The sequence below is a fragment of the Paenibacillus sp. MMO-58 genome (assembly GCF_037146255.1).
Lineage (GTDB): Bacteria > Bacillota > Bacilli > Paenibacillales > Paenibacillaceae > Pristimantibacillus.
Genome location: NZ_JBBCVY010000010.1, coordinates 95,804 through 116,898 on the forward strand (window position 1 = coordinate 95,804; position 21,095 = coordinate 116,898).

The following is a 21,095-nucleotide window of genomic DNA, read 5'->3' on the forward strand; positions in this document are numbered from 1 at the left end:
CAGGCAGATGCGTAAATTCGCATGCTGCCTGTTTTTCTATTAATATGAAGATAGATATTAGATCGATTAAAGGAGCTTGAACATGAACAAAGTTGCTTATTTGGGCCCTAACGGCACCTTTTCCGAAGAGGCGGCCTTGAAGTTTTTCGAAGGAACGGATACGCAGTGGGTTATGCTGAGCTCGATTCCGGACGTTCTGGAGGCGGTCAGCCGGGATGAGGTGGACAAATGCATGGTGCCGATCGAGAACTCCATAGCGGGTAACATTCATATGACCATTGACGGCCTGCTTCTCTACAACCTGAGGATTGAAGCCGATGTCGTCTTTAAGGTATCGCTCCATTTGATAGGTAACCCCGGCAGCACGATGAGCGATATCCATACGGTAAGATCCATCATGCCCGCCATTAATCAATGCCGCCAATTCATTAAGGAGCATGCGCTGAAGCTCGACTATGCGGACAGCACGGCCCATGCTGCCTTGTCGGTCAAGGAATCCGGCGATGCCGGAACGGCCGCGATCGGATCGGCTTCGGTTGCCGAGAAGTACGGCCTGCACATTCTGGAGAGCGGCGTACAGGACCATTACGCGAATCATACCCGTTTTATCGTGGTTAGCAAGAAGCCTAACGAGGATGCGGGGCAAAAGAAAACGATGATGCTGATTACTCCAAACGAGGAGTATCCGGGCGTATTGTCTTCGATTCTGAACGTGTTCTCCGCGCTTGCGATCAACCTCTCTTGGATTGAGTCGCGGCCAACCGGCCGCAAGCTTGGCGAGTACAGATTCCTGATCGAGACGGAAGCCGGCGGCAATGAGCAGCGGATGGATAAAGCGATTAAAATTATCGAAACCTTTGGTCATGACGTTCATGTTCTCGGGAGCTACGCAACGACGATTTTGTAGAATTCGAATTACTGAGCAACGGTCTTGAAGTAACGATAAATCCTTTCGAGCTTCTGCTCTTGCTTGCCCTGCTTCTTCTCCATGCCGCCAAATTCGAAGAACTTCACTTTCTTGATGCCGACATAGCTGAAGAGGGCTTTCCGCATAAGCACCTTATGGGCATTATTGAGCCAGAACAGCGGATAAAGGGAAGGTCCTTTCATGGTGGAGATGCATACGACCGATTTGCCCTTCAAAAGGCCTTCGGGAAGGAGCTTTCCTTTGTCGCGGTATGCGAAGTTTGAAGCAAACATCCGGTCAATGTAGCCAAGCAGCATTGCCGGCGGCCGGCCCCACCAGATCGGGTAGACGAAGATGATTTTCTCGGCCCAGAGCAGCTGCTGGCGGTGCTTGTCGAGCTCCGGATCGGCATGCATATCCCGTCTGCGCTTATTCTCGTTAAAGACAAGCAGAGGATCGAACGCTTCGGCATACAAGTCGAGCACTTGTATCTCTTCGACCTGCGTGTTTTCCTGCAGGCCTTGGATCGTTTTCTGCAGGAAGGAATAGCTGAGGCTGTTATGATTCGGATGCGTGTAAATAATAAGGGTTTTCATCGGACACCTTCTTTGTTATCATTTGATAAGAAGTTATCACGCTTGATAAATAGTTGTCAATAGATAATTATTATTTGATAATGAAATAATGGCTTTAGTCCGGTTAGAAGGAGATGGTCCAACATGGATGCCAAGGATAAGCTATTCCGGCAGATGGTGTCCCATATCGCGGCTTCCCATCAATTGCATTACGACATGACGAAGGGAATGCCGATAGGCGATATTACGCCTCTGCAGTATGAAATACTGGAGCTGCTGACGGTGAAGCAGCCAATGACGTTAAGCGAAATCAGCGACTGCAAAGGCATCTCGATGCCCAACACGAGCCGGGAGCTCCGCAAGCTGACGGAGAAAGGGCTCTGCGAGAAGGTCGAGGATCCGGAGGACCGGAGGAAGCAGTACATCCGGCTGTCCGCGTTTGGCGAGGAGAAAATGGGAATGGCCTTTGGCCATATGAGACAGCTGTTCCTGCAGCAAATCGAGCATGTGCCGGAGGAGGATGTGGCCCGGATTTCCGAGGCGCTTGAGGTGCTTGGCACGACGATTTTCCGCGGGAATTCATGAAGTCCGATTTTGATAAAAGCTAAGAGGTGATCGTCATCATGGCCGTGTTTTTCTTCATTGCTATAGTCGTTATTCTGCTTCTTGTTCTATTCCTTAGCATCTATCCGGTATTCGGCGGCAAGCCGGGCGAGCAGACGCTGGCGCGCATGAAGCAATCCCCTCATTATTCAAACGGCAAGTTTGAGAATGTGCTGCCTTCGGAGATGTCCATGTCGCTGCGCGAGAACCTTGGACTTCTCGCGGAATTTATCCGGGGCAATAAGCTGGCTTCGCCGGAGAACGATTTAGCCGTTATGCCTATGCATCCGCAGTCGCTGAAGGACAAGGCTGCCGGACAAGCCAAGATAACCTGGTTTGGGCATTCGACATTGCTGCTGGAGCTGGACGGCAAAAAGCTGCTGCTCGATCCGATGCTGGGGCGGGCTCCGTCGCCCGTTCCGTGGATCGGGGGCAAACGGTTCAGCAGCCGCCTGCCGATTGAAATCGAGGAGCTGCCTGCCATCGATGCCGTATTGCTGTCGCATGATCATTACGACCATTTGGACTACGGCTCCATCAAACGTCTGAAGGATAAGGTAGGCCGCTTTTTTGTTCCGCTAGGCGTTGCCGCCCATCTCGAGCGCTGGGGCGTTGCTACGGACAAGATTGAGGAATTTCATTGGTGGGAAGAAACCGTCTGGGAAGGGATCCATATGGCCTGCACGCCTGCCCGCCACTTCTCGGGGCGGGGATTAACGGGCCGGAACGGTACCTTATGGTGCTCCTGGGTCTTGCATGGCCGGGATGCTCGGATCTTCTTCAGCGGGGACAGCGGTTATGGCCCGCATTTCCGGCAGATTGGGGAGCAATACGGCCCATTCGACCTGACGTTAATGGAATGCGGTCAATACGATAACCGTTGGGCAGCCATTCATATGCTGCCGGAGGAATCCGTGCAGGCCCATCTGGACGTAAAAGGCGATGTCATGATCCCTATTCATTGGGGAGCCTTCCGGCTTGCGATGCATGATTGGCGGGATCCGGCGGAACGTGCCCTCAAGAAGGCCAGGGAGCTGCGCGCCAAGCTGGCTACGCCGCGGATAGGAGAGCCCGTCCCGATCGGAACGGGATCCTACCCTTCAGACGAATGGTGGCGCTCGTAATCATAAATAAGACCGTGTTCCTTTGCGAGGAGGAACACGGTCTTTTTAGGTTAATTCCTGCCTGGAGTCAGGCGTTTCCGGCTGCGCTGCTCCGTTAATAGATTCATCATCAAGGAAAATTCTTCGGTATAGGATGCTGAGTAAGCAGGATGGGCGAGATTGCGAGTCTCAAGAGGGTCGTTCGTCAGCGAATACAGCTCGTATTCTTCCGGTACCGGCACTGTTCGACTCCGCGAAGCCCAAGCTATTTCCGTATCGTCCTGCCCGCCTTTAACGGGAACATAGATAACGTCCCTGGTTCCGGGCTCGCTCCAGAATTGAGGGTTGTCATAATAGCGCGAGAGCTTCCAATATTCTTTGCGCCCGTTCCGGTAGAGCGGCGCGATAACGGTCTCGATATGATTGGGCTGGGCCACGGAGGGATAAGGAATGCCCAAAGGGCTGATCTGATGCTGGCCCCGCATAATATCATCGTCTGTCATGAAATAAACGGGAACCTCGGGTTCCGGCTGCATGGACATCGCTCCGGCCAAATTTCGGCCGACTAGCGGCCGTGCTTCGCTAAACCGGCTGTCCAGCCGGCCCCGTATATCATCGCTGTTGATGCCTGCCAGCCCCAGAAGGGTGGGGAGCAGATCCAGATGGCTGGTCAGGGAGTGGACCGAACGAGGCTCGGGAAACCGCTTTTTATTGTAGACCAAAAGGGGGGCCCGGAGAACCTCTTCATAGGCGCAATACATCTTCTGATGAAGCCCTCCATGCGAGCCAAGCAAATCTCCGTGATCGGAGGTAAGGATGATAATGGTATCTTCGTAAAAGGAAGTTTTGGCAAGCGCTTCGACCACTTTGCGAAGCTGCTCGTCGGCATTTTTCTGGAGCTGATAATAGAGCTTGCGGTAGAAAGGCTCGTTCGTAATGGGCTGCAGGGCAACTGGGTATAAATCGCGATAACTCGCCTGACAGCGCGGCTTCGTATGTAGGTTCTCGTGACGGGTTGGGGGTGGCTCAATATCCGGAACCGGGCCGACATCGAACCGGAATGCGGGGAGTCTGGCCGTCAGGTCGCCGTACAACGTAATATCATGCGGATTTACGAGAGAGGTCACGATAAGCCAAGGCGATTCATCGTCTCCGCCAAGCTTGTTTTGTTCCAGAGCCTCAATCAGCTGGACCGTCTCCGCCGCGTAAAACTCATCCCTCCCGCTGGCTCCGCTCCCAGCCGACGACCCGGAATCCCGGGGATTCCGGCCATGCGGCTCGGGACCAATCCAGCTGGAGAATCCAAACGCCTCCAGTCTGTCCGCATTCTCGTATAGGTCTTGATTATGGTCCGGGTACCCTGTAGCCGGATTATAGCTTGGAAGCCCTTGATGGGTACCCGGGACGATAATATCCTCGTACGACAAATGCCATTTGCCTTTATAAAACGTCCGGTAGCCGGCTTCCCGGAAATAATCGCCCATCGTTGGCACCGTATTTCGGTCCAGCCAGAACATATCCGAATCGGCTGCCTGCTTGGCGATTCCGTTCGTTTGAGTGACGCCATGCAAGGAAGGGTAATGGCCCGTGAACAGTGTTGTGCGGCTGGGCGCGCATGCTGCGCTCCCGATGTAATGCCTGTGGAACTCAAGTCCGTTATTTCGAAGCCATTGCTGCGTTACGAGATTTTGTTCGCGCCATATTCGAATATCTGCCTTCTCGTATAGGGGAGGGTAACGCATTTCGTCCACGAGAAGGAGAAGAATGTTGGGCCTTTCCGCCATAACCATAGAAAGCAGCTCCTCACCGGCATTCGTTATTGCTACAACGTATGCGGCCTCGGAGCTGCCTAGAATGAAGCGGGCTATTAGAACAGAGTAGGTATAGGAGGACAGGAAACCGCTTCAACAAGTCTGGGATCTATGCCGTAATAGAGCCACGTATAGCCATTCCATCTAAAACCGGATATGCCGAAGGATTCCACGCTGGTTGGATAATACCAGAACTGCTGGCCGTCACGAAGCCACACATAAGTATAATTGTTTATGCAGTCGATGACGTAGGAAACAGGAGGCTTTGGAGGGACATAGGGTGGAGGAGCTTGTAAAAATTGTCTTGTCGTCATACTTGTTCCACTCCTTATCGCTGAATGACTGTCTACTTCGTACTTATGTTACGTAGGTTGATGTTCCATCGCTTGTTTTAAAGCCTAGTGCCGTGCCGCAAAATCATGAGCAAAAGCCGTGCTCCAGACGGAACACGGCTTTTTGCTGTGCCTATTTTACTTCGAATGCGACGTACTCGTCTGCTTGCGGTCCCACCGGAACAAACGATTCAGCAGATTAAATATGAACTTGTTTTCTTTCGTAAGGAGAGGCCCCAGTATGGCCAGAATCAGAACATATAGGGCGGCAAACGGCTGAATGACAGCCATTAGGGCACCGGCTTTAGCCATATTCGCCATAATGATGGAGAACTCTCCGCGCGATACGATGGTCAATCCGATATTAACCGAGGCTTTGGGGGACAATCCCGCGCTTCGTCCGGCAAGCATGCCTGCCGTCAGATTGCCGATCAGCGTAACGGCAACGGCAGCCAGCGACAGCCACACGGCACCGCCTAAGGCCGTTGGATCGATCGTTAAGCCAAAGCTGAAGAAGAAGACGGCGCCGAAGAAATCCCGGAAGGGGAGGATCAGCTTCTCAATGCGCTTCATATGCTCGGTCTCGGCAAGCACAAGGCCGAACAGTAAAGCGCCAATCGCTTCGGCGACATGGATCGTTTCGGAGAGACCCGCCACCAGGAACAGCCCGGCGAAGATGATAAGAGCAAACAGCTCGTTAGACCGGATATTGAGGAGCTTATTCAGCATAGGTGCCGCTTTGCGGCCAAGGGTAAGAAGCGCAAGCATAAAGACCAGGGCGATAACCGTGGATAAAATAATGCCGCCAATCGAGGTTGAACCGCTTAAGATGAGGCCGGACAGAATGGAAATATAGACAGCCAGGAATACATCCTCGAACATGATAATCCCAAGAATCATCTCCGTCTCCGGATTGGCCGTGCGCTTTAAGTCAACCAATACCTTGGCGACAATGGCGCTTGAGGATATCGTGGTAATCCCGGCAATAACAAGCGTCTCCTGAAACGGAAAGCCGCTCAGCCATCCGAACAGGAGGCCTAGAGTGAAGTTAATGGCGATATAGATCGTGCCGCCGACCGCGATGGAGCGGCCGGATTTGATCAGACGTCCAACGGAGAACTCCAGTCCCAGATAGAAGAGCAGGAACAGTACGCCAAGCCTGCCCATAAATTCGATGAGAGGAGCGCTTTCGATAAAACGGAAGTCGAAATGCCAGAACTCCACCGAATGGGGACCAACGGCCATCCCGATCAGAATATAGAACGGAATGACGGAAAAACGGATTTTTGCCGACAGCAAACCAGCCAAGGCGATTAGCGCAATGGCGAGGCCAACCTCAAGTATGATGTGATCCATCCATTAATCACATCCATTCATGAGGATTTTTTTCAATACTTTATGCTGAGCGCGTTCGCCGGCAACTACGATCGTATGATCGGCAGCCAGAACAACCTCGGGACCGGGATTAATCTGCTTGGCATGATTGGCGGCGAGCAGAGCAATAACGGTTGTTCCCGTATTTTTGCGGATGTTAAGCTCTCCGATTGTCTTTCCGATGCAGGCATAGTGGGACTCGAGTTTGTACCACTCGATAATAAGCTCGTCGAGAGCGACCTCGATGGTCTCCAGCATTTTTGGTTTATACGTCATCCCGCCGATCATGGCGGCAGCCATCCGGGCTTCATCGTCATCAAGCGTAATCATGGAGATGCTGCTCTCCGGATTCTCGTGGTGGAAGTGATAGCATTCTCTGCGGCCGTCGTTGTGCACGATTATAACCAGCTGGTCGCCGCTGCGTGTATTCATCTGAAATTTTTTCCCGATACCGGGCAGATCGATTTCACGGATATTCATAAGGGAAGTACCTCCTCGAGTATGATCGAAATTCTATTCCTCTGTTTAAATGGACAGCACAAATCAGACCTCCGCTTTATAGAAGAACGGAAGAGAGTTGGATGGTCCTTAAACGATGGGATAGGAAGTCGTCAGCTTGAGGGGCATGAGCAGGCGTTTGAGCCGCTCCAGGAATAAGAAGGGGAGTAAGAAAACGCGCTTCGCCAGGAAAAACCGGCGGGGGTAGCTGACCCAGCTGTAGATAACAGCCAGCAAAGCTAGCATGGCAAAAAGCTTGGTGGCAGGTGATATCGTTACGCGCTTAATGGCCTTCATGCTGTTCGGCAGGCTGTGCTCGATATGCGTGCGGCTGGATTTCGATACGTCGAAATGGCCGTTGCCAAGCATCATCGTTGGCATGCTGAACAGAACAAAGGCGCCAAGCAGGAAGAGAAGCAGCATCAGACGACCGGTGAAACGGTATGTTTTCATGAATGACGCCCCCCTTTGCGAATCGATTCTGCTCTGCCATTACCAAGCTTATGCGTGAAGCAGGCTTTACATGTTTTACGCGATTACCGCAAAAGAGGTTTCAACCATTATTTGGAATTAACGCTCGCTTTGGCCTGCTGAGTTGGAGAAGATTGTTGAATAAACCGGTATGCGGCGCTTATTCCGACAAGAAGCAAGGCTCCGGCGAGTACGGGCGTAAGCAGGAAGGACCAGCCTGCTCCGGCCAGAATCACGACCAGGGGATCCGCGCCGGCCGGCGGATGAAGGGTCTTCGTTACTTGCATGAGCATGATTGACAGCGCAACACCCGCAGCCAAGGTCCAGGCATGCTGGCCAAATGCATGCAGCAATGTCAGCCCGGTGATTGTGCTGATAACGTGGCCTCCGACCACATTGCGGGGCTTTGCCAGCGGGCTGTCCGGAAGGGCGAATACGATAACGCAGGAAGCGCCAAACGGGGCCATTAACAGCGCCATCCCGGTCGTATTTTCCAACAGAAATAAGATTAGGACGGCTGCAAAAGCGCCTATAGCCGGCAATAAAAAGCGGATTAAACGGTTAAACATGGGGCAACAGCTCTCCTTTACGATCGAATGCTTCGATGGTATCATGTGCTTAACCATTTGAAAAATGAATATATATGATGAATATCATTTCGAAATAAAATACCTGAAAGGCGGGATATCGTGCTGGATCAATGGGACGGAAGATCGCTCCGTACTTTCCTGACGGTAATGGAGGAGAAGAACTTCAGCCGGGCAGCCGATAAATTGGGTTACGTGCAATCTACCGTGACGACTCATATCGCACAGCTGGAGAAAGCAAGCGGCAAGAAGCTGTTTGACCGCCTGCCAAGAGGAGTTGAACCTACGGAAGCAGGAGCCGCGCTGGCCCGGTTTGCAAGGCAATTTGCAGCTTTAAGCCAGGCGTTGGAGGAGGATCTGCTTCGTACCGAGCAGCCTCGCGGAGTGCTGAAGGTTCGCGCCTTAGAAGCGTATTGCGTGACAAGTCTGCCTGAGCTGCTTGCTTCTTACGCGGAGCATTACCCGGAGGTTGAACTGCGGCTCTCGACCGGTTTTATGGAGGATATGTGCGGCAGGGTTCTTGAGCAGAAGGATGATCTGGGCCTTGTTCCCCGTGACCCCGGGCATGACGGTCTCGAATTTGTCCCGCTGGGAATTGAGGAATTAGTATGGGTAGGAGGGGCGGAAGGCAGGGGAAGCGGAAAGCGGGTATATATCAGCTACGGGAATGCCTGCTTATACCACGAGCTTGGGGAATCGTCTCTCCGCGAAGCGGGGTATGCCTTGCATGACCGCAGAAGCTTCCCAAGCGTGGGATTGATCAAGCGTATGGTTCAATCGGGCTTTGGGATATCGTTATTGCCGAAGGTGAATGTAGAGGAGGAGCTGCGGGCAGGGAAGCTGATCGCGCTGGATTTCCCTGTGCCGGAGCCCGTTCATCAGGGATTTATCCATCTGAAGGGCAAGCAGCTTCGTCCGGCTGCAGCGGCCTTTATGAACTGGGTCCGTGCGGGCTTGACTTAAATTAAACAAGCCGTTCCTGGGAAGGCAATGCCTTCATCTGAAACGGCTTGTTGGACAAGAAATGTTATTGTTGGTAGATAGGAGCGCCTAATGGAGCGCCGTCGGCACCGCCGTCGACCTGGAGCTGGGCAGCCTGAACGAAGGAAGACTCATCCGAAGCAAGGAACAGCACGGCACTGGCAATTTCGTCCGGCTCGCCAAGACGGTTAAGCGGAATGGAGCGGGAGAGACCGGCTTCCAGCTTCGCCATTTGTTCCGGTTCGGAAGCTTTCCAGATAGGAGTTTTCGTAGCTCCCGGAACCACCGTGTTCACGCGGATGCCGCGTGGGGACAGCTCGGAGGCGAATACTCTCGCCATGCTGGTGACGGCCCCTTTGCTCGCCGCGTAAGCTGCCCGGGTTACTCCGCCCGTAGTGGCTAGCACCGAGCCGACGAGAATAATGGAGGCGCCTGCTTGCAAATGGGGTACTGCTGCCTGAACGGTGAAGAAGACACCGGTCACGTTTACCTTCAGAATTTGTTCGAAGTCTTCCAGCTTCGTATCGCCAAGCGGAGTGCCGCCGGAGATACCCGCATTCGCGAAGACGATGTCCAGCTTGCCGAAGCGTTCGATTGCTGCCGCAACCGCTTTTTCCGAGCCGGCCGGATCTGCAGCTTCCGCTTGTACGGCAACGGCATTTTCCGCGCCAAGCTCATTTACCGCAGCCGTTAAAGATTCTTGATTGCGTCCCGTAATGACAACCTTTGCGCCTTCCTGAACAAACCGTTTCGCTGTTGCCAGCCCGATACCGCTGTTGCCACCCGTAATTAAAGCTACTTTACCGTTTAGTCTTGCCATTGTAATCACTGCTCCTTTTATTTTATCTTTTATTTTATCTTTTATTTTGAGAATGATCGTTCTAAAATATTTAAAAAAATTTATTTAGTCCAAGATAGACATGGTTGTAGCAATGACTTGTTTTAATTTCTCTGTATGGTATTGCGTCTTCACCATGACTCGCAGCCCAATAAGCGCATTATTGAGGTAAGGGGCTAGCAGCTCCGCATCAAGCGAGGTTGACAGCTCCCCGGCTTGCTGGCCTTTAATAATCAGATTGCGAAAAAGCTCTTCCGTGCCTGACCAGCTTTGGTTAACGCATGTTTCAAGCTCGGGATCGTGCATGGCCAGCTCCACGGCGGTATTGACCATCAGGCAGCCTTTTGGCCGATCAACGTTCAGATCGACAGCGGCCTCCATCACGGAGCGGATGGCAGCTTTTGCGGACAGGGAGGACTGTGCCCGTTGTTCGATGGAACTCCAGACGGTGTCGCTGTAGCGTTTTAAGGCCATTAAATATAAGGCATGTTTATCGCCAAACGTATCATAAATGCTTCTTCTATGAATGCCCATATGCTCAACAAGATCCTGCATGGAGGTCTTCTCGTAGCCCTGCGTCCAAAACAGCTTCATTGCCTTCAGCAGGACAGCGTCTACGTCAAATTCTTTGCTTCTGGCCAAATGTTCACTGCCTCCTTTCTGAACACAGCTTATCATATTGAGAACGATCGGTAAAGAATTATTTTTTACTGATCGTTCTCAAAAGGATGCGGAGGCGCTAAACAGGCAAATTCGATTAATAATACGACGGGATGTCCAATAATATGGTGTATATTCATTTTTGTTAAAGCGGGTGATATGGAATGAAGCTTATTCTGCGCTGGTTAAACGCTGCTGGGCTAGTCCTCGTACTTATTATGAATTTTCTTGCGGAAACTATCCCAATTGGAGGCGAAACGACAGGAGAAATTGCAGCTCGGTACCCCGTTCTGATCCAACCTGCCGGGTATGCATTTGGAATATGGACGGTTATATACGCCTTGCTCATTGGTTTTGTATGGTTTTCCTTTACGGCAAAGGGCAAGGCTAGTTCGGCCATAAGCGCAATCGGAATATATTTTTTCCTAAGCTGTTTGTTTAACGCGGCATGGCTAGTTCTCTGGCATCTCGAGAAGCTGGCAAGCAGCGTCACGATCATGTTTGCTTTGCTGCTGGCTCTGATTCTTATTTATACGGGCGTCCGGCAGAAAACCATTCGTTCCTTGACGCGAGCCGAACGGCTGTGGGTGCTGCTGCCGTTCAGCCTGTATCTGGGATGGATCTGCGTGGCTAGCATCGTGAACGTATCCGTGGCACTTTACGCTTCGGATTGGAACCGATTGGGCCTGTCTGAAGAGACCTGGACCGTAATCATGCTGCTTGTTGCAGCGCTGCTTTGTTTATGGGTCGGCGGAAAGTATCGAGATGGGGCTTTTATGGCGGTGTTTGTCTGGGCTTTTATTACTATAGGAGTCAACAATGGAGGGAAGCATCCCTTGATTGCGTGGACGGTCTATTCACTGGCCACACTGATTGCTGTGCTTGCTCTGTATACGCTTTTTCGTGCTAGACGGAAGAGGCTGTAAAGGCTTCTTCCTATTTTTTTGAAATTAGTTGCAATAACATTCTAATTAACGTATGATGATGAATATAAATTAGTTGCAATAACATTATATCTGAAAGGAGAACATCCCATTGAACGGGCAATCCGAATCTCATGGCCAATATATTTCGGCGATTTACCGCCATATGCAAGTGCTGATCTCGGCTGAACTAGCTCCGTACCGGATTGGGAGTGGGCAGTATATATTTCTGATGGCAATAGCGAACGCGCAGCCGGCTACGCAGAAAGGGTTGAGCGAGAAGCTTTTTATCGATAAGACGACAACGGCAAAAGCGATCGCTAAGCTAGAGGCTGAGGGTTACGTGCGAAGAGAGCCGGATCCTTCGGATAACCGTTACCATCTGCTTTACTTGACGAATGAGGGGCAAGAAGTAGTCCCTCACGTCCAAGAGGCTTTAAATCGGGTAAAGAGCAAAACCAGAAGAGGAATCAGCGATGAGGAGTACGGCTTATTGTTAACGCTGTTGAAGAACGTGCTTCACAATTTGACCGATCAAGTCAATTAGAATTGAGGAGGATGAATAGCCATGCTTGCACAGCCGTTTATCGCAGTGGAGAACTGTAAAGAGGAAATCCGGTATTATCAAAAGGTGTTTGGCGGCGAGGTCGTTATTCTGCGCCAGCAGGGCGACACCGTTCTGAATGCGGATCTGCTTGTGGAGGGAACATCGATTAAGTTCGCGGATATTCAAGCTGCAAAACCGCTTATCAAAGGCGACTATGTCAGGGTGTTCCTTAAGATTGATACGGAAGAAGCATTCCGGCGAATCTACGGGGAGTTTGCGCAAAGCGGAACCGTTCTTACGGAGATGTACGAAGCTCCGTTCAACGGATTGCTGGCAATCGTGAACGACCGGAACGGCGTGTGCTGGGTGCTGTCTTACTATAGATAAAAGAACAACGGTGCAGGAAATCCTGCACCGTTTGTTTGAATTGCTTACAAAGGTATGCACATTGGCGGAATGTCCATCGGATCCGGACAAGTAACCGGTATTGTTGGAATCGGTGTCGGAATCGGCGGTGTAGGGAATGGCGGAATCGAAGGTGTCGGCGTCGGTGGTGTTTCAACCGGTGGCGACGGTATTTCAGGCGTTGTTGTAGGCGATTCCTCAGGTGTTGCGGTTGGTTCTTCTGGAGAATAAGTTGGCTCCTCTGGAGAGTTAGTCGGCTCTTCAGGGGAGTAGCTTGGTTCTTCAGGCGTTGCGGTAGGTTGTTCCGGCGTCACGCTCGGCTGCGGAGTTGACGGAGTCGATGTATGCACCGGTGTTGGTGTTGGCGTCGGCGTCGGAGTTGGAGTAGCCGGCGGTACGTATTGCTGCTTGGCTTCATACGCGCCCGTCAGAAGCAGGTCGCGCGTAGCGTTGGTTTGTCCGCCAAACTTCCCGTCCGCGCCGTTATTCAGTATTTTCAATTCGAGCGCCAGCGCGACATAACCTTGTGCCCAATCCGATACGGTTGTATCCGATCCGGTTTTTGTTTTGGCGTCATCGTTTTTACCAAGAACTCTAACCAGGAAGGTTGCCAGCTGTTCTTTGGTCACCTTTCCCGCAGGGTCGTAAACGCCTGCTCCATAGCCCTCCGTTACTCCTGCATTTTTCAACGCTTCGATGTATGGAAGAGCATAACCATTGGCGGCATCATCGGCCTTCACATCCTTGAAGCTGGACGTCTTCAGCGATTTATCCGTTTCGAGGCCCATAAGCAGCGAAGCTACCTTCGCGAACTGGGCTCTGTTCATTTCCTCCTTCAGACCAAAGGTGGTGTCGGAGACACCGTCGAAGATTCCCGCGCTGATCATGGCGTCAAACTTGGCTTTTGTTGCCGCGTCCAGGTCCTTCAAGTCCGTGAAATCAGCGGAGGTCTTACTGTTGGCAAAGCTTAAAGAAGCGTATGAGCAGAGAAGTATAACTAAAGCAATGCCTGCGATTTTCTTTTTCATCTTTATCATTCCTTCCCCTTAGAATGCAATCCCTGTCGTACTGACAATCCATTGCAAAACCCCGTCTTTCAGGTTCATACTGTTTATATCGGCATTCATTTGTATTTCTTGGATAGGGGAGGAAGTCAATTTTGAAAAATTATGAGGCGAAATGCCTGCTGGAGGCGCAAAATGAGCTGGGGGAAGGCCCAGTATGGGATGACCGGCTTCAGGAGCTGTTATGGGTGGATATAGAAGGCCGTCAATTACACCGTTACCGTCCAAACGACGGAAGAAAGCTCCAGATCCAGATGGAGAAAATGATCAGCGCGGCGGTTCCGGCAGAGGATGGCACATGGTTAATCGCGCTGGCGGATGGCTTTTACGGGTTGAATTTGGAGTCAGGCGATATATCCTTGATTGCCCGCACGGAGGAAGAGACGGCTACGAACCGGCTGAATGACGGCAAATGCGATCCGGCGGGCCGGTTCTGGGCTGGGACCATGATCTCCACGAGGAAACGGAACGGTCATCTCTACGTTCTGGAGGACGGCAAGTTATCGAAACGGTTAAGCGGAATTGGCTGCTCCAACGGGCTGGCCTGGACGGCAGACGGAACGGTCATGTACTACATCGATACCTTCGAGAATGAGGTATACGCCTTTGATTACGACGCTGCCAGCGGGCAGATCGCTAATCGGCGGATTGCGATCCGATTCCCTGAGGGGGAAGGCAGTCCGGATGGCATGAGCATCGATTCGGAAGGGATGCTGTGGATTGGACATTGGGGAGGCTGGCAGATCGGGAGATGGAATCCGTTAACCGGCGAAAAGCTCGCCACGATCCCGATTCCCGTCCGGAATGTCACTTCTTGCGCGTTTGGCGGCGAGAATCTGGACGAGCTGTACATTACGACAGCCAGAATTGGCAATGACGAGGAGCAGCTTAAGGAGCAGCCTCTCGCCGGAGCTATTTTCCGGGTCAAACTGGACGTTAAGGGATTGCCCGTGCAGCGGGCCAGAGGATAGCGTGGGAGAAAGGCATGAAAATAGATAAAAGCCGGGAGACTCCGATCAGGAGGCCTCCCGGCTTTTTTAACTCAATAGATTCGCATGGCTATACGCGATTCCGCAGGAGCAACGGTGGCTGCCAAACATTGCGTTGTACGAAGGCGGGAATTCCGTGTTAATCCGTATGACCTGCTGAGCGAACTCCTCGGAGCTTTTCGGTACCGGACCAAGCGAATCGGCCTTTGCCTGCGTATCGATATGCGCGCCTGGCGGAACAAACCGGCCGGCCGGGATCCGTACCCCGTTTGTCACAATCGCGTCCATTGAGACATAAGAGCCGCGTCCCACCTCCGCATTAAAGACAATAGCCTTAAAGCTTACGAATACATCATCCTCGATCAGGCAAGGACCGTGGATAATAGCCCCGTGAGCAATGGAGACTCTTTTGCCAATAAAAATGGAGTAGCTTTTACCGCACACTTCAATGCCTTGATTAGCCAATCCGTGCAAAATAACGCCGTCCTGAATATTCGAATTCGAGCCGATGAAAAACGGCGTTCCTTCGTCGGCCCGGAGGGCGGCGCTTGGCGCTACGTAGACATTGTCGCATATGCGCACATCGCCAATCACGCTCGTAAACGGACTTACGTAAGCGGTAGGACGGATATAGGGAAACCGCTGTACTGGATTAATGGACGTAACCGGATTAGGGCTGATAAACCGCGCGAATAGATTAACAGGGCCTATTGGAAGATGGGAATCCATGTCGTAATCTCCTTGTGACCGAATAGGGAATACTCTACTGTTAAGCTATTCCGCCAATAGGCAAATGTCACAGGGGATTGTTAAAGCGAGAGATTGCCGCTGACCAGAAGGCCGAAGCAAGCCGCATTCACAAGAAACGTAATGCCGGCGCCGATCAGCAGGCCCTGAACGATTCCGGTTTTTTTATTAAACACTAATATAGCCGGAAGCAGATAGACAATTTGAGCAATGCTGATGAAAAAGAAGCCGATCGGGAAAAGGAACAGCAGGCAGTGCAGCGCGGCCAATATTCCGATGCCCAGAAACACATGCTTTACGTGATGCGGCGATTTTTCGTAAGGCGATTTGTTTGGGCTTCCCGGCTGCTTGTTATCTCCGTTATCCCCGTTATTGACTCCAGTCATAGACCTTCCCTCCCGGTCGCATGTCGAATTCCTCTCTCAGCTCGGCTAGCTTCTTCTCCTGCTCTTCCGTGCGATAGAACATGTTATAGGTATCAAACGGAATGATTCTGCCGTCCGGATGCGCGATATGCACGCAGGATTTCTTGACCGAACGCACATCGAAGTTGTACGGATCCAGAAACTGCATGATGATAACCCGGAATACATTGTCGTAGCTGATATGCTCGGGCACGGATACAAGCGGCAGGCAGCACAACAGACTCTTCAGCGATAAAGCCGAGGAAGCAGGCGAATGGGCTGTCGAGAACAGCTCGAAGATTCGCGACTTCAGCGTTTCGTCCTGCTCGAACACGATGGTATTGCGGCCGCCGTCCAGCAAAATTTGAGGATCGATTAACCCGGTTAACGGTATGACCCCTTCTCCAAGCTTTAATGCATAACCCATCGCAAGGCAATCCGGATGGCAAGGCACCGGAATGACATCCTCCGCGCGGAAAATCCCCGATTGATCAATGATGCCCTGCCGCACCTCGCTAAGCGTCAGGCGGTCCTTGGCAGGATCGAACTCCTCCAGTCTTCCCGCTGCCTGAATCGGCTGGAACGTTACGCCGCGCACGGCGCGCTGCTTCAGGCCGAACTGAATGATATCGCCAATCTCGTGATCGTTCAGGCCTTTCTTCAGCGTAACAACCAGCGTGGTCGAAATGTTGAACTCGTTCAGATGCTCTAGCGCTCTGCGCCGCACATCGCGAAGGTCCACGCCGCGCAGCTCCCGTAGCGTCTCTTCCTCGAAGCTGTCGAACTGCAGGTAGATTTCAAAGCCCGGCATATATTGGGCCAGCCGTTCGGCGAACTTCCTGTCCTGGGCGATCCGCAGACCGTTGGTGTTCACCATGACATGCTTGATGGGCTTGCTCTTCACCAGATCCAATATTTCGAAAAACTGCGGGTGGATCGTAGGCTCGCCGCCGCTGATCTGCACGATATCCGGCTCGCCTTCGTTGCGGACGATCGCGTCCAGCATGAACTCGATCTGCTCAAGCGAACGATAGGAGCCCGCATGCGGGGAGGATTCCGCGTAGCAGATCGGGCACTGCAGGTTGCAGCGCTCGGTAATCTCGAGCAGCGTCAGGCAGCTGTGCTGCTCATGGTCGGGGCATAGCCCGCAGTCGTAGGGGCAGCCGTAGCGGATCGGAGTGTTCCATACCTCCGGCATTTCCGCGGGCTTCAGAAACTCCCGGCACTTTTTGTAATACTCCGCATCGCTTGCGATTAGTACCTTTTCGCGGCCGTGCTGTCCGCAATATTTCAGAAGGAATACCTGATTGTCCTCAATGATCACTTTCGCTTCAACCTTGCGCAGGCATTTGGAGCACACGCTGTTGGTCAACTCGTAGAAAATATAAGGTCTGTTTTTGGTTGTCATCGTTACAATTCCTTTCTATGCGAGCGCTGCGGCCGTATAAGCCACTTGGATAAAAGAACGGCGTAATAGGCGAGTCCGGCGATACAGGCAAGCTGTACATTGTTGAGTCCTAGATAGAAATGCGGTGTTGGCTTAATGAAATCGATAACGAAGCGAAACAGCAGGTAACCGGTCATAAACAGTTGAAAGACGGCTCCGTCGGGCAAGCTGCCTTTTCGTTTCGAACGGAAGAGGAAGGCGCCCAGCAGCAGGAGGAAAGCAATCTCGTACAGCTGCGTCGGATGCCGGAGTACCCCGTCACCGAAATCGATTCCGGTGATCCAGTTCGTGGCCACGCCGTACGTATGATCGTCAAGACCGGTCAGGAAGCAGCCGATTCGCCCGATGACCATGCCTACGATAAGAGGCACTGCCATGTCGTCGCCCGTGGAGCGGGAATAGCCAATGCGCTTCTTCGTCCATTCGACGCCGATAAGGCCGCCGAGCAGCCCGCCAACAATCGTTTTGCCCTCCATGAGATAGGTGTAGCTGTTCCAATTCTCAAACGTTAAGCGAGGGTCCTCGAACCAGTACAGCAGCTTGGAACCAACCGCCGCGCCCATGATGGCGCCAACGATAACCCACATGCCCTGCACGATCGGCATTTTGTCTTTGCTTCTTGTGTAGAGGTAGACGCGGAAGCCGATAAAATACGCGAGTGTTTCGAATACCGCATGGGGATGCAGCTTTACAAATCCGAGATCAATCCAGACAGGGAAAGTCATGATGCGCTCCAATCTATCGTATTGGCTTATTTTGTATAGATTCGCTTATCGATACAGAAATCCCTTTCGATTTCCATAAGCTTTCCTCGGCCCGGGAATGAGACCGCAACATTACAAAATAGCTCCCATGGTACAAATAAAGATGTAAAAAACGGGAGGAGCTGAACAGAGGATGAACGGATTAAACGGAAAAATGGCGCTGGTAACCGGCGCGAGCAGAGGGATTGGCCGCGCAATTGCGCTAAGACTTGCAGAGGAGGGGGCGATGGTAGCCGTTCATTACGGTTCTAATCATGATGCGGCGGCCGACGTCGTAAGACAGATCCGACAGCTGGGAGGAGAAGCCTTTGCCATAGGGCAGGAGCTTGGTACGGCTGCCGGCGCTGCTAAGCTTTTTGAAGAATTGGATCTGGCCTTGGAGCGGCGTACGGGAGAGAAGTATTTTGATATTCTCGTTAACAATGCAGGCGTGGGACTCCCTGTGTCCATCGAGGAAACAACGGAAGCCGACTTCGACCTTGTGATGAATACCAATGTGAAGGGTCCGTTTTTCCTTATTCAGCAAGCATTACCCCGACTAAGAGACGGCGGGAGGATCATTAACTTGTCTTCTGCGGTAACTAGAATTTCCTTGCCGGGGGTCGCGGCGTACAGCATGAGCAAAGGGGCGGTCAATACGCTTACGTTATCGTTATCCACCCAGCTTGCGCCCCGCGGAATAACCGTTAATGCCCTGCAGCCCGGATTTGTCGCCACGGATATGAACAAGGCTATGCTGCAGGATGAATCGGGCTATCAATTCGGCGCCGGGTATTCAAGCTTCGGCAGATGGGGAGAGCCTTCGGATATCGCGGATGTAGCTGCGTTTCTCGCTTCTTCCGACAGCCGCTGGATTACGGGGCAGTGCATAGATGTAAGCGGCGGATCGCATTTATAGAATGAGAAAAAGGCCGGGAATCTCTCGTTGGAAGAGAAACCCGGCCTTGCATCGTATTATTCGCCAAGCACGGGAAGCAGAACGTGGCTTGGATATTGCTCGGAGTGATAGATGGTCTGCGTAGCCGGAATCGGCCCCGGATCGTCATACGGGTTCAGACCCGTATTGGAATTTGGGAAAGCAACAAATTTGCTGGACGACGTAATCGACAAGCGGATGCGGTGCCCGGCCGGGAACTGATGCGCGATATTCGGCAAGAAAATATCGAACCTCTCCACCCGGCCGGGGGTCAGCAGCTCCGGCTTGTCATAGCCGTGACGGTATTTGGCGCGGACGATGTAGCTAGAGAGCAGAATGGAGTTGCCGGCCTCATCCACGTCGCTAAGCGCAACAACCCAGTCGGTATCCACCGCCGAGCTTGCCGCGTAGAGCACGGCAGACAATTCGCCGGCAATCTTAAGCGGCTGTTCCAGCTTGTCGCCGGTATAGCAGAGCACGTCCTGGCGCAGCTCGATCGTACGGCGGTTTTCCGGAATCCGCTCCCCGGAATCCACGACCGGATCCGCCGGGTTATAGACATAAATATCCGGCGTGTTGCCTTGCTGCGGCTGCCGCAGCCGCAGCTTGCCGTCGCCAAATGCCGAGTTCGCCCGTCCGCCGCCTCCGAGGTAGAATGGCGTAACAGCCGCTTCGACCGGCGTCCAATCCGCCGATGTCCGCCATTTGTTCTCGCCTACCACGTAGTAGCGGGCACGTGGCTCCTTGTTAATGCCGTTTGCCGTACCCTTCAGGAAATGGTCGAACCAGCGGAGGACGTTAACGTCATAGTCGTAGACGACGGCATCCTCGCCAAAGGCGGTGCCTTCCAAGTCACGGGCGCGGTTTGGACCGTGCTCCCAAGGGCCAAGCCAGATTTTCCGGTTCGGAACGTCGTACTCGGTGAGCAGGCGCCACGTTTCCGATACGCCGGGGCTGTCGCCGTCATACCAGCCGGAGATGACAAACATCGGAGCTTTAATCCGATCCGCACGCTCCGAGTGGGTGCAGTTCTTCCAGTAATCGTCGTACTCGGGATGCTGGCTCCAGAAGTCCCAGGGACCGGAATTCCTGCCGATCATCTGCTGCGGGATGTCTCGGATCGGCCGCGCTTCAACAGCCTTGGCCGGATCAACGGTAATGCCGCCAAAGATTTCGAAATCTGTCCGGGTGCCAACCGACTGGGCAAGCGTCCAGGAGAGCAGCGGCCAGGAGCAGACGGTGCCGCCGCGGCGGACCGTATCGACAAACGGAGATCCGACGTTAACTTCGTTCACAACCGCCTTCAGATTCGGATGTCCGCTGGTGGCCGCCGCCATGACGACGTAACCAAGGTAGGAGGCACCCCACATGCCAACATCGCCATTCGACCATTCCTGGGAAATAATCCAGTCGATCGTATCGCTGCCGTCTTCGCGTTCGTAATAGAACGGGACGAGCTCGCCTTCGGAATCGGCGCGTCCCCGGACATCTTGGTTCACAACCGCATACCCCTTGTTCGCCCAGCGCAGGAAATGCTCTTTCTTGCCAGCCCTGTCATAGCAGGTACGGACAAGAATCGTCGGCAGCTTTGCGCCCGGCTGAATGCCTTCCGGCAAATAGACGTCGGTTGCCAGCTTCAGACCGTCACGCATCGGAACAAGGAACGTTCCGAGATCATTTACGCCGTATTCGGGCTTGGACAGCAGGGGATCGTCGTACACGGCAAGCGGAGTAAGCTTCTCCAGCCCTTCCTGCACGATAATCTCCATGCCGTAGCGATTCGGGCAGAGGAAGGCGATAACGGTGCCGTCCAGCGTTACGATATCTACGGCGGTATCGACGCGTTTGGCCCATACCTGCGAAGTGCGTCCCTGCTCATCGGTATAAGCAAGGTGACGGTGATAGGTTTCGCCATTCGCGGTCACAACGCGCTCCCCGGACCATTCCGTCTGGCTGTAGACCGGGAGATTCTCGCGAATTTGCTGAAGCGGGAGAATATATTTCGCCTGCGGGTCCAGCGCATGCTCCCGCATCTGCGTGCGCCGTCTGCGGTCTACTCTGGCATGCATCACTTTATCCTCTGTAAAACGAATCTTGCCCTCGTAAACACCCGCGCAATAAAAGTTGTAAATCGCCATTTTGCAGCTCC

General features: G+C 52.8%; 24 protein-coding genes. 9 read left to right on the plus strand and 15 right to left on the minus strand.

Going from position 1 to position 21,095, the window contains the following annotated elements; all coding sequences use genetic code 11:
* Positions 1 to 82 precede the first annotated feature (82 nt).
* Entirely contained in the window at positions 83 to 907 is an 825-nt protein-coding gene (gene pheA / locus WFJ73_RS25260; RefSeq protein WP_336775716.1) for a prephenate dehydratase, read from the plus strand.
* An 8-nt stretch (positions 908 to 915) separates the two neighbouring features.
* Here pheA and WFJ73_RS25265 read toward each other — a convergent pair whose 3' ends face one another.
* Positions 916 to 1,503: an NAD(P)H-dependent oxidoreductase gene (locus WFJ73_RS25265; RefSeq protein WP_336775717.1), complete on the minus strand. Its 588-nt coding sequence runs from the start codon at positions 1,501 to 1,503 to the stop codon at positions 916 to 918.
* Between the two features lie 123 nt (positions 1,504 to 1,626).
* Between WFJ73_RS25265 and WFJ73_RS25270 the strand changes: the two genes are divergently transcribed.
* A complete protein-coding gene (locus WFJ73_RS25270; protein ID WP_336775718.1) occupies positions 1,627 to 2,067 on the plus strand; it encodes a MarR family winged helix-turn-helix transcriptional regulator in 441 nt (146 codons plus the stop codon).
* Positions 2,068 to 2,105: 38 nt separating this feature from the next.
* The gene (locus WFJ73_RS25275) at positions 2,106 to 3,209 is read left to right on the plus strand and encodes an MBL fold metallo-hydrolase (protein WP_336775719.1); all 1,104 of its coding nucleotides are present in this window, start codon (positions 2,106 to 2,108) and stop codon (positions 3,207 to 3,209) included.
* A gap of 50 nt (positions 3,210 to 3,259) precedes the next feature.
* Here the strand turns inward: WFJ73_RS25275 and WFJ73_RS25280 are convergent, their stop codons facing one another.
* From WFJ73_RS25280 to WFJ73_RS25305, 6 genes are all read right to left on the minus strand, one after another.
* A complete protein-coding gene (locus WFJ73_RS25280) occupies positions 3,260 to 4,978 on the minus strand; it encodes a sulfatase-like hydrolase/transferase (RefSeq protein ID WP_336775720.1) in 1,719 nt (572 codons plus the stop codon).
* Between the two features lie 77 nt (positions 4,979 to 5,055).
* Positions 5,056 to 5,313 (minus strand): transporter, encoded by a 258-nt coding sequence (locus WFJ73_RS25285; protein ID WP_336775721.1) that lies wholly within the window; start codon positions 5,311 to 5,313, stop codon positions 5,056 to 5,058.
* Between the two features lie 156 nt (positions 5,314 to 5,469).
* A complete protein-coding gene (locus WFJ73_RS25290) occupies positions 5,470 to 6,687 on the minus strand; it encodes a cation:proton antiporter (RefSeq protein WP_336775722.1) in 1,218 nt (405 codons plus the stop codon).
* Positions 6,688 to 6,690: 3 nt separating this feature from the next.
* Complete coding sequence (locus WFJ73_RS25295) at positions 6,691 to 7,185, minus strand: cation:proton antiporter regulatory subunit (RefSeq protein WP_012772589.1); 495 nt, start codon at positions 7,183 to 7,185, stop codon at positions 6,691 to 6,693.
* 108 nt (positions 7,186 to 7,293) lie between these two features.
* The gene (locus WFJ73_RS25300) at positions 7,294 to 7,656 is read right to left on the minus strand and encodes a hypothetical protein (RefSeq protein WP_336775723.1); all 363 of its coding nucleotides are present in this window, start codon (positions 7,654 to 7,656) and stop codon (positions 7,294 to 7,296) included.
* Between the two features lie 107 nt (positions 7,657 to 7,763).
* Positions 7,764 to 8,243 (minus strand): HPP family protein, encoded by a 480-nt coding sequence (locus WFJ73_RS25305; RefSeq protein ID WP_336775724.1) that lies wholly within the window; start codon positions 8,241 to 8,243, stop codon positions 7,764 to 7,766.
* Between the two features lie 120 nt (positions 8,244 to 8,363).
* Between WFJ73_RS25305 and WFJ73_RS25310 the strand changes: the two genes are divergently transcribed.
* Positions 8,364 to 9,224, plus strand: a complete 861-nt coding sequence (locus WFJ73_RS25310) for a LysR family transcriptional regulator (RefSeq protein ID WP_336775725.1) — start codon at positions 8,364 to 8,366, stop codon at positions 9,222 to 9,224.
* Between the two features lie 64 nt (positions 9,225 to 9,288).
* Here the strand turns inward: WFJ73_RS25310 and WFJ73_RS25315 are convergent, their stop codons facing one another.
* Both WFJ73_RS25315 and WFJ73_RS25320 read right to left on the minus strand, forming a co-directional pair.
* Complete coding sequence (locus tag WFJ73_RS25315; protein WP_336775726.1) at positions 9,289 to 10,062, minus strand: SDR family NAD(P)-dependent oxidoreductase; 774 nt, start codon at positions 10,060 to 10,062, stop codon at positions 9,289 to 9,291.
* 84 nt (positions 10,063 to 10,146) lie between these two features.
* Positions 10,147 to 10,722 (minus strand): TetR/AcrR family transcriptional regulator, encoded by a 576-nt coding sequence (locus WFJ73_RS25320; RefSeq protein ID WP_336775727.1) that lies wholly within the window; start codon positions 10,720 to 10,722, stop codon positions 10,147 to 10,149.
* 182 nt (positions 10,723 to 10,904) lie between these two features.
* On the opposite strand from WFJ73_RS25320, the gene WFJ73_RS25325 reads away from it, so the two are divergent.
* From WFJ73_RS25325 to WFJ73_RS25335, 3 genes are all read left to right on the plus strand, one after another.
* Entirely contained in the window at positions 10,905 to 11,666 is a 762-nt protein-coding gene (locus WFJ73_RS25325; protein WP_336775728.1) for a tryptophan-rich sensory protein, read from the plus strand.
* Positions 11,667 to 11,775: 109 nt separating this feature from the next.
* Positions 11,776 to 12,210, plus strand: a complete 435-nt coding sequence (locus WFJ73_RS25330; protein WP_336775729.1) for a MarR family winged helix-turn-helix transcriptional regulator — start codon at positions 11,776 to 11,778, stop codon at positions 12,208 to 12,210.
* A gap of 21 nt (positions 12,211 to 12,231) precedes the next feature.
* Complete coding sequence (locus WFJ73_RS25335) at positions 12,232 to 12,597, plus strand: VOC family protein (protein ID WP_336775730.1); 366 nt, start codon at positions 12,232 to 12,234, stop codon at positions 12,595 to 12,597.
* A 44-nt stretch (positions 12,598 to 12,641) separates the two neighbouring features.
* Here the strand turns inward: WFJ73_RS25335 and WFJ73_RS25340 are convergent, their stop codons facing one another.
* Positions 12,642 to 13,643, minus strand: a complete 1,002-nt coding sequence (locus WFJ73_RS25340; protein ID WP_336775731.1) for an S-layer homology domain-containing protein — start codon at positions 13,641 to 13,643, stop codon at positions 12,642 to 12,644.
* Between the two features lie 131 nt (positions 13,644 to 13,774).
* On the opposite strand from WFJ73_RS25340, the gene WFJ73_RS25345 reads away from it, so the two are divergent.
* On the plus strand, positions 13,775 to 14,650 hold the full coding sequence (locus WFJ73_RS25345) for an SMP-30/gluconolactonase/LRE family protein (RefSeq protein WP_336775732.1): 876 nt from the start codon (positions 13,775 to 13,777) through the stop codon (positions 14,648 to 14,650).
* Positions 14,651 to 14,716: 66 nt separating this feature from the next.
* Here the strand turns inward: WFJ73_RS25345 and WFJ73_RS25350 are convergent, their stop codons facing one another.
* From WFJ73_RS25350 to WFJ73_RS25365, 4 genes are all read right to left on the minus strand, one after another.
* Positions 14,717 to 15,397, minus strand: a complete 681-nt coding sequence (locus WFJ73_RS25350; RefSeq protein WP_336775733.1) for a carbonate dehydratase — start codon at positions 15,395 to 15,397, stop codon at positions 14,717 to 14,719.
* An 80-nt stretch (positions 15,398 to 15,477) separates the two neighbouring features.
* Positions 15,478 to 15,801 (minus strand): hypothetical protein, encoded by a 324-nt coding sequence (locus tag WFJ73_RS25355; RefSeq protein ID WP_336775734.1) that lies wholly within the window; start codon positions 15,799 to 15,801, stop codon positions 15,478 to 15,480.
* Entirely contained in the window at positions 15,785 to 17,227 is a 1,443-nt protein-coding gene (locus WFJ73_RS25360) for a radical SAM protein (protein ID WP_012772601.1), read from the minus strand. Before WFJ73_RS25360 ends, WFJ73_RS25355 begins: the two co-directional genes overlap by 17 nt.
* A gap of 2 nt (positions 17,228 to 17,229) precedes the next feature.
* Entirely contained in the window at positions 17,230 to 17,991 is a 762-nt protein-coding gene (locus WFJ73_RS25365; RefSeq protein WP_336775735.1) for a prolipoprotein diacylglyceryl transferase, read from the minus strand.
* A gap of 172 nt (positions 17,992 to 18,163) precedes the next feature.
* Between WFJ73_RS25365 and WFJ73_RS25370 the strand changes: the two genes are divergently transcribed.
* Positions 18,164 to 18,928, plus strand: coding sequence for an SDR family oxidoreductase (locus WFJ73_RS25370; RefSeq protein WP_336775736.1), 765 nt, complete (start codon positions 18,164 to 18,166; stop codon positions 18,926 to 18,928).
* 56 nt (positions 18,929 to 18,984) lie between these two features.
* Here WFJ73_RS25370 and WFJ73_RS25375 read toward each other — a convergent pair whose 3' ends face one another.
* Positions 18,985 to 21,084 carry a CocE/NonD family hydrolase gene (locus tag WFJ73_RS25375; protein ID WP_336775737.1) on the minus strand — a complete coding sequence of 700 codons (2,100 nt, stop codon included), beginning with the start codon at positions 21,082 to 21,084 and terminating at the stop codon, positions 18,985 to 18,987.
* Positions 21,085 to 21,095: the final 11 nt, after the last annotated feature.